This window comes from Campylobacter concisus (assembly GCF_003048835.2).
In the GTDB taxonomy this organism is placed as follows: Bacteria; Campylobacterota; Campylobacteria; order Campylobacterales; family Campylobacteraceae; genus Campylobacter_A; species Campylobacter_A concisus_D.
On sequence record NZ_CP060705.1, the window covers coordinates 126,188 to 140,193 of the forward strand.

General features: G+C 34.1%; 11 protein-coding genes. All 11 read left to right on the top strand.

The genetic code is table 11. The features are described from left to right. Position 1: 1 nt before the first annotated feature. The 11 genes from CVT08_RS00675 to tssM all read left to right on the top strand — a co-directional run bounded on the left by CVT08_RS00675 (position 2) and on the right by tssM (position 14,001). Positions 2–1,375 (top strand): thioredoxin reductase, encoded by a 1,374-nt coding sequence (locus CVT08_RS00675; protein ID WP_107855923.1) that lies wholly within the window; start codon positions 2–4, stop codon positions 1,373–1,375. Between the two features lie 115 nt (positions 1,376–1,490). Further along, positions 1,491–1,958 carry a type VI secretion system lipoprotein TssJ gene (gene tssJ / locus CVT08_RS00680; RefSeq protein WP_103565622.1) on the top strand — a complete coding sequence of 156 codons (468 nt, stop codon included), beginning with the start codon at positions 1,491–1,493 and terminating at the stop codon, positions 1,956–1,958. 1 nt (position 1,959) lies between these two features. Next, positions 1,960–3,354, top strand: a complete 1,395-nt coding sequence (tssK, locus tag CVT08_RS00685) for a type VI secretion system baseplate subunit TssK (protein ID WP_107855922.1) — start codon at positions 1,960–1,962, stop codon at positions 3,352–3,354. Positions 3,355–3,363: 9 nt separating this feature from the next. Continuing rightward, positions 3,364–4,128 carry a type IVB secretion system protein IcmH/DotU gene (icmH, locus tag CVT08_RS00690; protein WP_012001087.1) on the top strand — a complete coding sequence of 255 codons (765 nt, stop codon included), beginning with the start codon at positions 3,364–3,366 and terminating at the stop codon, positions 4,126–4,128. After that, the gene (locus CVT08_RS00695; RefSeq protein WP_107855921.1) at positions 4,129–5,409 is read left to right on the top strand and encodes a type VI secretion system domain-containing protein; all 1,281 of its coding nucleotides are present in this window, start codon (positions 4,129–4,131) and stop codon (positions 5,407–5,409) included. A gap of 80 nt (positions 5,410–5,489) precedes the next feature. Beyond that, a complete protein-coding gene (gene tssB / locus CVT08_RS00700) occupies positions 5,490–5,975 on the top strand; it encodes a type VI secretion system contractile sheath small subunit (RefSeq protein ID WP_012001089.1) in 486 nt (161 codons plus the stop codon). A gap of 2 nt (positions 5,976–5,977) precedes the next feature. Continuing rightward, the gene (gene tssC, locus CVT08_RS00705; protein WP_103565630.1) at positions 5,978–7,426 is read left to right on the top strand and encodes a type VI secretion system contractile sheath large subunit; all 1,449 of its coding nucleotides are present in this window, start codon (positions 5,978–5,980) and stop codon (positions 7,424–7,426) included. 8 nt (positions 7,427–7,434) lie between these two features. Further along, entirely contained in the window at positions 7,435–7,824 is a 390-nt protein-coding gene (locus tag CVT08_RS00710; protein ID WP_012001091.1) for a hypothetical protein, read from the top strand. After that, entirely contained in the window at positions 7,824–9,542 is a 1,719-nt protein-coding gene (gene tssF, locus CVT08_RS00715; RefSeq protein WP_107855920.1) for a type VI secretion system baseplate subunit TssF, read from the top strand. Before CVT08_RS00710 ends, tssF begins: the two co-directional genes overlap by 1 nt. Then, entirely contained in the window at positions 9,539–10,435 is an 897-nt protein-coding gene (locus CVT08_RS00720; RefSeq protein ID WP_107855919.1) for a type VI secretion system baseplate subunit TssG, read from the top strand. Before tssF ends, CVT08_RS00720 begins: the two co-directional genes overlap by 4 nt. 77 nt (positions 10,436–10,512) lie before the next feature. Beyond that, on the top strand, positions 10,513–14,001 hold the full coding sequence (tssM, locus tag CVT08_RS00725; protein ID WP_107855918.1) for a type VI secretion system membrane subunit TssM: 3,489 nt from the start codon (positions 10,513–10,515) through the stop codon (positions 13,999–14,001). Positions 14,002–14,006 lie beyond the last annotated feature (5 nt).

Genomic DNA, 14,006 nt, shown 5'->3' on the forward strand with positions numbered 1-14,006 from the left:
TATGAAGAAGATCATATTTATAACTTTAGCTATCTTAGTAGTAATAGCTTCAGCGCTGTTTATCAATAAAGAAAAAACAATGAATAAAGGAAATTTAATGGATAACACTAATACATATACGGTTATAGCACCAAATGGAATGGAAATACCATTTGATAAAAAGACAAATTTATCAGTTTCTCCGCTCGATTACGGAAGTGAGACTATAGGTGTAAAAGAGCACTCTCAAATGCTCCTAGAAGCCCGCTCCATCCTAGACTCATCACCATATAAAAACTATGAGCCACTATACTATAACCCTAAACCAAATTCTCTAGGTCAAACAGACTATTTAGCATTTAAACCATGGCTAGATATTAGCTATAAACCAAGCTCTACTAAGATAGCTCCTTGGACTAAAACAGAAAAAGCCTACTATGAAAGTTTAAAAGATAAGAGAGATAGATATATCTATCTAGTAAAAAGAAGCAATCTAAAATGCACTATGATAGATATACCGGATGATGCCATAGGTAGAGTGGGTATCAATGGCAAACTAACAAAGCCAGAGTATGCTGAAATTTATGATGAAGTAAATTCTCACAAAGGTACATTAAAATCAGAACTATTTGCAGGTGAGTGGAATATATGTGCAGGAGTATTAGGAGATATAGGAGGATTTGTGGGAGGTGTTGGATTAGGTTATGCAGGATTTAAAGCAAGAGCATATCAATCAATGTTTCTATCAGCCCAGCTTGGTCAAGACGGAGCTTTAGAAGCATTAGCTGATTTATTTGAATACTCTACCTATTTAGTAGGTCTAAATAAAAATTTACAAATGGCTGAAGAGTTTAGAAAACTAGCTAAAAATCCCCCATTAGATGAATATGGAATGATGCCTTATTTAGATGAGATAGTAGGGAACTATTTCGTGATGGATTTTAATAGGGGTGGGGTAGCATTTGATCCAGAAGGAACAACACATAAATTTTTAAGAGAACTTGTAGAAGACGAAGGAAAACTACTAGACCCTAGAGACCTTGATGCAAACGAGACTACAAGGGAAGAATTTATCTCTTACTTAAAAGCTGAAATGCCTCATTTTACAACTAGATTTGATAAAAAAGGTTTTCCAAACAAAATGACAGAAAGGGACATTGCTCTCTATATAGACTCCACCCTACTAGAAGCTAAAATAATGTCCCTAACCCCACCAGAAGGCTATCCTAATGCACCATACTACAACACACCAGAAGAGCTAACAAGACTATATGAGGCTGGTAAATTAGATAAAAAGCTAAACCCTCTAACACCAGTGATGTATAGAGATAGCTTCCCTGAAGATCTTAGAGCTAAGATATTAAGCTATGCTAAAGAGCATAATATAAAGGATTGATTAATGCTCATTAAAGTTTTATTTAAGAACATTGATTTTAAAATAAGTTTCTTCTAAAATAACTTTAGATAGAATTACATAAAAATAATATTATTAACGTGAGGTAAAGGAAACCATGAAGAAAACGTTTAAATTTCTTTGTTCTTTAATTTTTATGCTATTTATCGCAGGATGTGCAAAAGATCTTATCATAAGCAACACTCCAAATTCAAACTTAAACTACCACGGTGACAACGTTCCAGTGACTATCATCGCTTATAAACTAAGAGATGTGGCAAAATTTCAGCAAGCTAGCATAGTTGATCTAGCTGAGAAAAATGGTGACATACTTGGTCAAGACAAGATAGACTCGATAAAAACGCAAATTCAGCCAAATACAAACAGATACGCTTTTACAAATGTCGATCCAGACGAAGTACCATACGTGGGCATTTTGGTGCTTTATGCTGATCAAAGCAAGACAAATATCAAAGCTTACAAATCAACAAAAGAAGCAAAAGAGAAAAATATAGTTTTTGAGATAACTAAAAATGGCGTAAATACCATAGACGCTAGCGGCTCTAAGATCCAAGCAAGCAAATAAAATGTCTGATAAATTAAAAGTTGTCTGGTACAACGGGATGAACGTTGATAAGGTTCATTTCGAGCAGCAAGAGAGGTATTTTGAGAGAAATTTAAACATAAAAACCGTCTCGTCTTTTTCAAATTTATATGGAGTTTTGGATCTTGAGATCTCAAGCGAGCTTTTGCTTCAAGGCAAGATAGGGCTAAATAAAATTTCTTGCATCTCGCAAGATGGTACGATATTTAACGCCCCAGATCAAGACGATCTACCAGAGCCACTTGAGATAAGTCCTAGCGAGCTAAATTCTGCCGTCATCGTACTAAAGCTACCAGTTAGCTCAGGGCTTGTTGATGTTAGCTTGCAAAACAATCTGCCAAATCTAAAATTTACGGCCAAACAAGCGCTCATTAGCTCAAGAGTGCATGATGAAGCTAGTAATGACATTTTAGATGAGCTTGATGACAAAGACGACTTTGAGCTTTCGTCTGCTTTTACGCAGGATAAAGAAAATTTGATCCTAGCAAGTCAAAGATCGACTCTAGGAGTGCTTGGCTCAAAGACGCCTTATGAGCTTAGCGTGCCTATTTGCAGGATAAAAAACATAGATCTAAACAAACAAATAATACTTGATGAGAAATTTATACCAACTTGCATCGATGTCAGTAAAAATTCTTTCATCACAAGCTTTATAGATGAGTTTAGCTTTGCTACAAAGCAGCATCAAGAGAGCTATACTGGGCTTTTAGGTGGCATAGATCAGGCTAAAAATAGGCTTGATATCTCAACATATTTGACACTAAATATGCTTAAAAAATGGCACTTGATATTCTCATATCTTTTCAAAAGAGACAAAATTCATCCAGAGTATCTATATGAAAAGCTAGTTGATTTTCAAGCTGATCTGCTAGCCCTAAGTCACGATGATAGTTTTAGCGAATTTATAGCTTATGATCACAACAACTTAAGTCAAACTTTTGTACCGCTAATAAACAATCTTAGGCTTTTGTTCTCGCATATCTTGTCGCCAAAATACGTCATGGCACAGATCGTTAAAAACAATCACGGCTTTTTTGACTGCGTCTTTGATAATCCAAGCATCATAGAAAACTCAGAAATTTACTTTGCTATCCATAGCGATACAAAAAATGAGTACCTGCTCAAAAATTTCAAAGAACAGTGCAAAATCCACACCCAATCAAACATCAAAAGTATCGTCTCATCGCAGCTTCGCGGCATAAATGTAGAGCAAATTTCAGCTATACCTAGTACATTGCCAAAGCTAAATGACTATATCTACTACAAGATCGATAAAAAAGATGAAATTTTTAAAAGCTTCGCAAATCAAAGCGTTATTAGCGTCTATATAACAGCAAATTTATCAAACGCTGACATTAAGATGTGGGCTTTATTATAAGGATAAAAAATGAGTGAGAATCAAAATGAAATTTCGGCTTTAAGCCAGACAAAGCTTCTAGGACTTGGTGCAAATCCTGCTCTAGATCACGTGCTACCACTGCTTCTTTTAGCAAACAGAGTATCAAAACTACAAAATTTTTCACAAAGTGAGATGCAAAATTTACGTGAAAAGCTGATAAATGATATATTAAGCACCACTTCAAAGATCTCAAATTTAGGCATTTATGAAGAGGATGACATCATTAGGCTTAGATATTGCCTTTGTGTTTTCATCGATGAGAGCTTGCTAAAAAACGAAATTTTTATGAACAGTTTTTGGGCGAACAACACCTTAACAACAAGATTTTTTAACGAAAATTTAGGTGGCAACAAATTCTTTGGCATCATGGATAAATGGTTTGAAAACGTTGGCAAGAACAAGGACTTTTTAGAGTTTATATACGCTTGTTTGGTGCTTGGCTACAAGGGTAAATATGAAGCGCAGGAAGATTGCAACGAGAAAATTTCATACCTTTGTGAAAATATAGCCTCAGCCGTTTCACCACTTATAAAGGCTGATGAAAATGTATTTGAAAAGAGCTATTTAAAAACTAAAAAGAGAAGCTTTTTTGAGATATTTTCACTAAGACATTTGAAATTTTACTTTATCCTTATAGCGCTTGCAGCTATCGCGGCTGCGTTTTTATATAGCACCTACTCGATGGATCAAAACAACGTTAAAAACGACAGCGTCCTAAACAATAAGATAGAAAATTTTATGGACAAAAAGTAAGTGCAAGATAAGTTTTTCAACAAATTTAACGAAAACTTTTCAGAAAACGAACTCTACATCAGCCTTATAGACGAGATGTCAAAGTATAAGACTTTGACGCATGATACGATAAAATGGGACTTTGTTTTTAGCTCGTCTTTAAAGGCATTAAGCGAATTTAGCCTCGATGTAAAGCTTTTAAATTTCCTAGCGATCTCTGCTATAAATTTAAACCAAAAAGATAGTTTTAAAACCCTGATCGAGGCCTTTTCATTTTTTCTAACTACTCTAAAACAAGAGCCAAATTTATTAGCAAAAAATGAAAAGCAAGTGCCTGCTAAAAAAAAGATATTTGCTCAAACGATAGAGCTTTTTACGCAAGCTCATAGGGATGGTATAAATTTAGACGAAGCGGGCGCAAGAGCTTTTAATGAGCTTGTGCCTGAGCTCTCACGCGAGCTTAGCACGCACTTTGATACGCTTTATATAGAAGAGAAAAGCGAGCAAGCTCAAAAAGTAGAGGAGCCAAAGCAGCCAGCAAAAGCCGAGCCGAGCTACTCACAAAGCATCTCTTTTGGCAGTAGCGACATTAGCACATTTAGCGATAGAGAGTTTAGGGAGTACTTTGTAAATTTATCCGTCTCTCTTTTAAAAAATGATATAAAAAATTTGACCGCTTACTCGCTTGTTTTTGAGGCGATGTGGGGCAGGATCAAGGCTTTGCCAGTTAGCAGCGAGCAAGTGACGCAGATACGCTATCCTGATGAAAATTTGATCTTACTTTTTAAAAATATGAAAGAAGCAAGCCAAGAAAATTTGGAGAAATTTATAAGAAATTTAGCCCTTAATCCGTTTTGGATAGATGGTGTTAGGATATTTTGTGAGTTTTTAAGATCATCTGGACTAAACGAGCAAAGCGAACTAGTTTCTAATATGACTTTAAATTTTATAGAAAAATTCCCAGATATGAAAAAGCTCAAATTTCAAAGTGAAGAGGCATTTTTCAGCGAAGAGAGTGCTAAATTTTTTAGTAAAAAAGAGAGTGCAAATTTTATCTCTAGTGACGAAATGAAAAAAGATATGAGCTTTGAGGAGCTGATAAAAGCCCTTGATAGAAGCAAATATACAACAAATTCGCAAAGCGAGCTTAGCTTTTTGTTAGAGCTTTCCAAAATTTTTACAAGCCAAGGCATGGATAACAATGCAAAAGTTGTATATTCGCAAATAGTTAAATTTATAGAAAACACTGAGCTTAAGGATTATTTGTCAGATATTTATATAAAGGCAAAAACATTTTTGTGATAAAATATGTTTTTTTAAAACTTCTTTAATTTTATTTAATTATAATTCTTAAATCATTTACTCAAAAAAAGGATGTTATTATGGCAGAGAATTCAATCCCACCAAAAGAACGTATAAACATTGTTTATAGAACCAAAACAAACAACCAAGAAGCAGATGTTGAGCTTCCGTTAAAGCTGATGGTAGTTTCAAATTTAACTGGTGAAAACCAAACTCCACTTGAAGATCGCGAAGTTGTCTCTATAAATAAGATAAATTTCGATCAGGTTATGAAAAGTTTAGACATTCATACTGAATTTTCAGTGAAAAATAGGCTAAATTCTGGTAGCGAAGATCTAAATATCGATCTTAACTTTGAAAGCATTCAGGATTTCAATCCAGACAATATCATCAACCAAGTACCTGAGCTAAAGAAGCTATTGCAGCTTAGAAAAGCTTTAGTTGCGTTAAAAGGACCTATGGGCAATATGCCTGATTTTAGAAAAGCAGTTTTAGAGGCTATTAAGGATGAAGATAGTAGAAAACAGCTTCTTTTAGAGCTTAAAGACGAAAAAGATAAGGAATAAAAATGTCTGAAACTAAAGTAAAAACTCCTATCATTGAAAGCATAATGCAAAGGAGCAAATATACAAAAGATGATGAAAGTTATAGCGTAGTAAAGCAAGGAGTTGCAGAGTTTATCTCAAATGTCATCACAACAAATAATGCTGAAGAGAAGATAAATAAGCTTGCACTTGATGAGATGATAGCCCACATAGATACGCTTTTATCGGCTCAAATGGATGAAATTTTACACAATAAATCTTTCCAAGAGCTAGAATCTACTTGGCGTGGCATTAGATTTTTAGTTGAGAGAACAAATTTCAACGAAAATGTAAAGATCGATCTTTTAGACGCAACAAAAGAAGAAATTTTAGATGACTTTGAAAACAATCTAGATATAACTCAAAGCACACTTTATAAGCAAATTTACTCAGCTGAGTATGGTCAATTTGGTGGTGAGCCAGTTGGCGCGATAGTTGCTGACTATGAGCTAGATAAGTCAAATCAAGATATGACTTTCTTAAACAAAATGTCGTCAATTGCAGCGATGAGCCACTCTCCGCTTCTAACTTCACTATCTTCTAAATTCTTCGGACTTGATAACTTTGGCGAGCTTGAAAACATAAAAGATCTAAAGAGCCTACTTGAAGGTCCTCAATACACAAGATGGAGAACTTTTAGAGAGAACGAAGATGCAAAATATACAGGTTGTATGGTAAATAGATTTCTTACTAGATCTCCGTATATCCCAGAAGATAACCCTATAAAAAGCTTTAATTACCGCGAAAGCGTTGATAAGCACGATGATATGCTTTGGGGCAACGGCGCTTATGCGTTTGCTACAAGACTTACAGAGAGTTTTGCGGACTATAGATGGTGCGGAAACATCATCGGACCAAAAGGTGGCGGCGCTGTAAAAGACCTACCAACTTATACTTATGAAAACTACGGAAGCGTTCAGACAAAAATTCCAACCGAAGTTTTGATAACAGATAGAAGAGAATTTGAGCTTGCAGAAAACGGCTTTATCACACTTACACTAAGACGTGATAGCAATAACGCAGCGTTTTTCTCTGCAAACTCAGTGCTAAAACCTAAAGTTTTCCCAAATACTCCAGAAGGCAAAGCTGCTGAGACAAATTTCAGACTTGGCACACAGCTTCCATATGTATTTTTGATCTCTCGTTTGGCTCACTATCTAAAAGTACTTCAAAGAGAAGAGATTGGTACTTGGAAAGAGCGCAGTGATGTTGAGCGTGGCTTAAATGAGTGGCTAAGACAGTACATCTCAGATCAGGAAAATCCACCAGCTGATGTAAGAAGCAGAAGACCATTTAGAAGCGCAAAAGTCATCGTTAGCGATATAGCTGGCGAGCCAGGCTGGTATAAGATAGAGCTTCTAGCTAGACCTCACTTTAAATTTATGGGGGCAAATTTCGAGCTTTCTTTGGTTGGTAAGCTGGATAAAGAGTAAATTTAAGTATGTCGCTGATAGATAAAATTTTATATGAATTTAGTGATGAGTCAAAATTTCGTCCATATTTTAAAGATCTAGACAGCGACATCAAAGATCATATCGATACTATCTTAAACTCAAGGCTGGGAAACTACGGTCGTTTAAATGATAGTATCATCGATCTTTGGTCGGTTGGGGTCGAGATAAACGAGCTTGGCCATAGACTTGGCATGGCGATATATGAACTAATCACCTCAAACGAAAATAGAATAGAGATAACCTCTATCGGCTATGATGACTCGCTAAAGCCTTGGCGTATCATCTTTAACATAAACTATAAGCATAAAAACGACAATTTCAAAGAGTATTTGCTAAAGGTTATTTTTAAGAACAATAGATATTGTGAGATTTTATAATGGATTATAATGAAAATAATTTAGCTTATTTTCAAAAAGAGATGGCGTATCTTGACGAAACAAGAGCTCTTTTTATAAAGAATTTCCCAAAAGTTGCACCATTTTTAGATACTAAAAGCAAAGATCCTGATGTTGAGAGTATCATAGAAAATATGGCTATTTTGACATCAAGGATTAGACAAGAGCTAGATGAAAATATCCCCTTAATAGCTGAGTCTTTGATAAATATCTTAATGCCAAGCTATACCAATCCTTTTCCGTCAGTTTGCATGCAAGAATTTGCTCTAAGAGATGATTTTTCAGAAAAAAAAGAATTTATACCAAAAGGCAGCATCATAGAGTCAAAGCCTATAAATGGTGTAGCTTGTAAATTTCAGACGATATATGACGTAAATTTGCTTCCATTAAAGATATCAAAAGCTTTCATGTCAAACAACAAAAGCGACTATCTTTTAAATTTAAACATATCTATCACCAAAGATGAGCTTAGCACCAAAGAGCTTGATATTGATTTTTTAAATTTATATCTTGGTGATAACATATACTTCTCTTCAACCCTTTTGATGTGGCTAAAAAACTACTTGAAATTTATAGTTATAAGCTTTGAAGATAGCGATGAGGAGATAAAACTTGGAGCTGATAAGCTTAGCTTGGATGAATTTGATGAAGCTTTGATAAAGAGCGATGAGTTTGGTTTTGAGGCATTTGAGCTTATAAAAGAGCTTTCATATTTTTCATCTAAACTAAATTTCATCCGCATAAACGGACTTGGTTTTTTAAAGAGATTTGACGCAAAAAGCTTTAACATCAAATTTGTCTTTTCAAAAGATATGCCAAATGGTTACGTGCCAAGGCTAGAGTATTTCTCTCTTTTTGCCACGCCAGCGATAAATTTGTTTGCAAAAGGTGCTGAGCCTATACAAAATAACAACAAACGAAGCGAGTATAGAATTTTCATAGACCGCTCAAACATAAATGCTTACGAGATAGTCTCTATCACAAAGGTCGTCGCTCACAGCAGCAATAATGAAAAAAGGATACTTAAAAACTACAAAAGCTTTGAGAGATTTGAGTTTTTAAATAGCCAAAGATCAAAGGATTATTACTTTGTAAGCAACAAAATAGATATGAAACTAAACTCTTACAAAGAAATTTCATTTTTTAAAAATGACGCTAAAGAGCAGACTGTGAGCATCGAGACGCTTTGCTGTAACGGCGATCTACCAACCAATCTAAAACTAGGCGAGATAAATAAAATCCAAAATCACCAAGGCGTAGTAACCAAAAATTTAACCATCCCAACTAGCGTAAAACGTGTAAATGTAGATGGAAATTTACTCTGGAGGCTAGTTAGTATCTTGTCATTTAGCTATCAAAGCATACTAAATAAGGGTTCTTTTTTGGCACTGCTTAATGCTTTTATGCTGCCTGATGATGAGTTTTTGAAGAAATTTTCTAGCTCACTTTATGAGATAAAAACAAAACAGATCCACAGGGTCGATGGAGGTTTTGCAAAAAGAGGAGTGCTTTGTATATTTTATATAGATGAGAGCGAATTTGAAAGCCTTGGAAATGTCTATATCCTAGGTATAAATTTGGCTAAGTTTTTATCAAAATTTGCTTCTATTAACTCATTTTGCGAGCTTAAGATAAAGTGTGTAAAGAGCAAAATTTTATTTGATTATGGGTTTTTAAGCGGCATGAAAGAGCTAGTATGAGCGAAGAGATAAGTCAAGCTTCTTTTTTTAAACTGATAAAAAATATCCTAAAAAATAGGGATAGAAGCGAGATATTTTTAAAAAATAGCTCAAGTTTTGCCTACCCGATCAAAGAGCTTGAGAGCTTAGATGAGCAAGAGCTTACAAAGATAATTGTAAATTTCATGGGTCTTTTAGGAAGTGGCTCGCATCTAACAAGCTACATTTTAGAGAAAATTTCAAAGACTAGTGACAATAGCTATGAGCTATTTTTTGATTTTTTTGACAACTACTTGCTTTGGCTATTTTTTGATAGTATTAGCCTGAAAAACTACGCAAGATCTTTTGAAGATGAGCTTGATGATAAAATTTCAAAGATCTTGCTTGATATGCTTAACATAAAAGATAAGCTGCTAGCAAAGAAATTTCTGCCATTTTCGCCACTTGCAGTTAGCCAAAGAAGGCCAAAAAAAGAGGTTGAATTTGCACTTCAGAGCCACTTTGGACTAAAAGATAAGCTTTTTATACTTGAAAATTTACCAAATCAAATTTTCATAGCACCATCAAATTTAAACTCCTTAGGCCATAAAAATAGGATGCTTGGTAAAAATTTCATCCTTGGTAAAAAGCTTTTTGAGAAACAAACTAAGATTGCAGTCTTTATAAATGGCATAGAGTACGAAGATGCTGTAAATTTCTTCCCAAAAAAAGATAAATTTAAAGAGCTACAAGAGACTCTTTCTTGTTTTACTAATGATGAATTTGTTTCTGATTTATATTTAAAGATAAATTACTCTCATAAGATGCAGTTTAAGCTCGGATCAAAATATACAAGTAGCCAAATCGGTTTTGGTTCAAGGCTTAAAAATGATAAAAAAATGTCAAATTTTATAAAATTTAGACTTTGTTCATAAAATTTAACTCCAAAATCAAAAAAATCTGATATAATTACATAAAAGAAATATATTTATTTGTAAAAGGATTTGCAGCTATGGCATTTATCGACTACTTACGCAGATTTTTCACATTTTTTAGGTTTAAACACAGTGTTGTTTTAGTAACTTCTATCGCTCTTAGTGTTTTGTTTTGGCTCTATGCCCCGCTTGTAGCATTTAACGATATATACAGCTTTGCTAGCGTTAGCTCACGAGTTAGCGTGCTAGTTGCTTTTTGGGCAGTTATATTGTTTTTTGTCTTGCTTAGACCGCTGATGAACTATTTTGCATCACGCAAAGATGAGAAAAACGACAAACTAAAAGAGATCAAAAAAGAGTCATTGGATAGTTTTGGCAAAGCAAAGAGAAATTTCTTACTTTCGCTAAAAGACGCCAAAACGACTTGGAAAAAAGATATAAATTTTAAAAAATTACCATTAATAATGATAATAGGCAACGAGGGCGCTGGAAAGAGTGCTTTTATAAACTATTCAAATATCGAATTTCCTCTATCTGATAGCCTGGATACTTATAAAAAGATACATCAAAGTACGACAAATTTTAACCTTTATGTATCAAAATTTGGCGCATTACTAGATACTGAGGGCATTCACTTTGCGCAAGAGAGTCTCTATCAGCCAACTGCGACAGAAGAGCTTCCTGAAGATGACGTAGAGAAAAACAGAGACTATCTACTTAAAAAAGGCGTTTGGAACGAGTTTTTACACTTTTTAAAGAGAAATGACTTTAACTCAAGACTAAGCGGCGCCGTGCTTATCATCGATACTAAAAAATTCCTAGAGGGTACTCAAGAGTATTTTGACGAGCTTATCAGATATATGGTAAAGAGGATAAACGACTGCGAGAAGCATCTGGGCATCAAATTTCCTATCTACGTGGTCTTTAGCAAGCTTGATCTTATAGATGGTATGGGCGATTATTTCAAATTATTTAATGAAGACGTGGCAAATAAAGCACTTGGTATAAATTTAGACTCAAATTTCACCGCTCAAACACTTGAGACAGAGCTTAAGGGCTTAAGCGACTCACTATTTAAACATCTAATGAGCAAAAACTCGATCTCGCACATGCTAGAAGATAAAAAACGCTCATATTTGTTCTTAAAACAGCTTGAAAATTTCTTTGTGCTGGTAAAAGACTTTGTTACAAAACTAAGCTCTCAAAATGCTCTTAAAAACACATCTGTTATAAACGGAGTTTATTTTGTAAGTGCATATCAAGAAAATATCCCTATAAACTATCTTACAAATACAATTTGTGATAAATACAGCATCAAAAAACCACTTCTTAGAGCGGTAAATAATTACAGCAAACAAAGCTATTTTGTAAAATCATTTTTAAAAGAGATCGCTTTTAAAGCAAATGTAACGAAATTTGGCGTACAAAATAGATTTATTAAATTTGTAAATTTCGCCCTAGTGGCTGCGCTTTGTGTGGGAGTTTATTTTGGCTCTAGTTATATTTTAAATATCAAAAATACAAAAGAGCAAACCGCGGCTAACAACGTAGATAAAATTTCTAACTATCTTGATAACAAAAAGTATAAAGACCTTACCGCTACACAAAAGATCGAGCTTTTAAATCTGCTAAAACAAAGTCTAAACGACTATCCAAGGATCTTTAGTGGTGATACTAAATTTGAGTACATCACTCTTGATACCTCTTATAAAGGTTTTACGCCTGTTAAAGCGCTTTATTACGACCTTAGTGCTGATTTTTTCAAAAATACAGTTTTAACTGAAATGGAAAATATCCTAAAAACAGAGAGCGATCCAGATAAGCTTATAAAAGCCTTTTATATGTATGATTCACTTTTTGATAAAAACTATACAAATGTTGATCTATTTAAAATTTGGATAGCTGCAAACTGGGATAAATTTGAAAAATATGGCGTTGCCAAGGATGAATTTTTAGCACACATTGAAGCTATTTTAAATGCTAAAAATTTAAGCATTTCAGCAGACCAGAGCGCTCAAAGTGCAGCAAATACCAAACTAACGCCTGTTCAAAGAGCAAAAAGGCTCTACTCGATACTTGAGTTTATATCATTTAAAGATGAAAAATCATTCTACGACATCAAAAAAGAGGTTGAAAATTTAAATCAGGTAGTTCAAGAAAAAGAGGCATTTAATCCATTTAATAAAATTTATACAAAAGAAAATTTAAGAGATTTCTTGGCAAAACTTAGCTCAAACATCGATGAAACCGCGGGCATCGAGTCATGGCTGATGGATACCAACTCATCTTTAAAAGATATTAGCTCAAATGAGAAAAAAGAGCTAAGCATCGCAGTTGTAGAGCTTTATTTGCAAAACTACGCTGATAAATGGAACCAAATTTTAAGAGCGATCGAACCAAATGAATTTGCTACTAAAAAAGAGGTTATCGATGAGCTTGAAATTTTGTCAAAAAGAGAAAACCCACTAAATTCTCTTATAAAATTAACCAATCAAAATACAAATTTAAATGATGAAAATTTACTAAAATACATCTACTCTCTAGGCTTTGCTTCAAGCGAGATAAAACGCGTATTTACAGACTTTAGTACTAAATTTACAAACTATCATGCACTAAATTCTGATGGATCGTTAGATCTTATCAGCAATGATGTCACAAATGTCTATAAAAAAGTTAGTGACTATAACTTTGAGATGCTTCAAAGTAGTGACGACAAGATAGTCTATGCGATAAATGGCATAAAAAATGAGAATGATCCATTTATCGTGCTAAACAATGACGCCAAAAAGCTTCCAGATGAGCTAAATGAGTACTATCAAAAGCTATCAAAGCTAGCTTGGAAACAGGTAGAAAACGGAGCTTCATCACTTTTAGCAACAGCTTATAAAGATGATGTTCTTGATGACTTTGAAAGTCTTATAAAACCTTATTATCCATTTAATGAAAACTCAGCAAAGGCTGTTAGCATCGAAGAATTTAAGAGATTTTTTGGCAAAGACGGAACTTGGAATAGCTTTTATGATAAATATCTAAAACAAATTTTAAGTAAAACTGGCAGTGGCTATAAGGTAAGACCAAAATATGCAAAAGAGCTAAGATTTAGTAAAAGCTTCCTTGAAAATATCGCTTATATCGATAGAATTTCAAATTTGATGCTTGATTCAAATGACGAGCTAAAACTAAACTATAACTTAAAAGCAGTTGATCTATCGGCAAATTTCAGCCACATAAATATAGGCTACGCAAATAACTCTTTGGCGTATGATCACACGATCCCATCAAATTTACTTGTCTCAAGTAAAAGCTTTGATATCTCAACTCAGTTTAAATTTAATGCAGTTTCAAATGCAGGCAGTGATAAAAAAGAGATCAGCTTTGATGGTGAGTGGGGCTGGTACAAGCTCTTAAAGGCTTCAAATTTCAGCAGCATTGGCGTTAGCACGCTTAACTTTGATGGTAAAAAAGAGTCATATTTTGGCTTTGAAGTTACTCCAAATGGCGGAGAGCTTTTAGAGCTTATGAATATCATACCAACGATTGATTTACCAAGAAAGATGCTTTATTAAGGAAA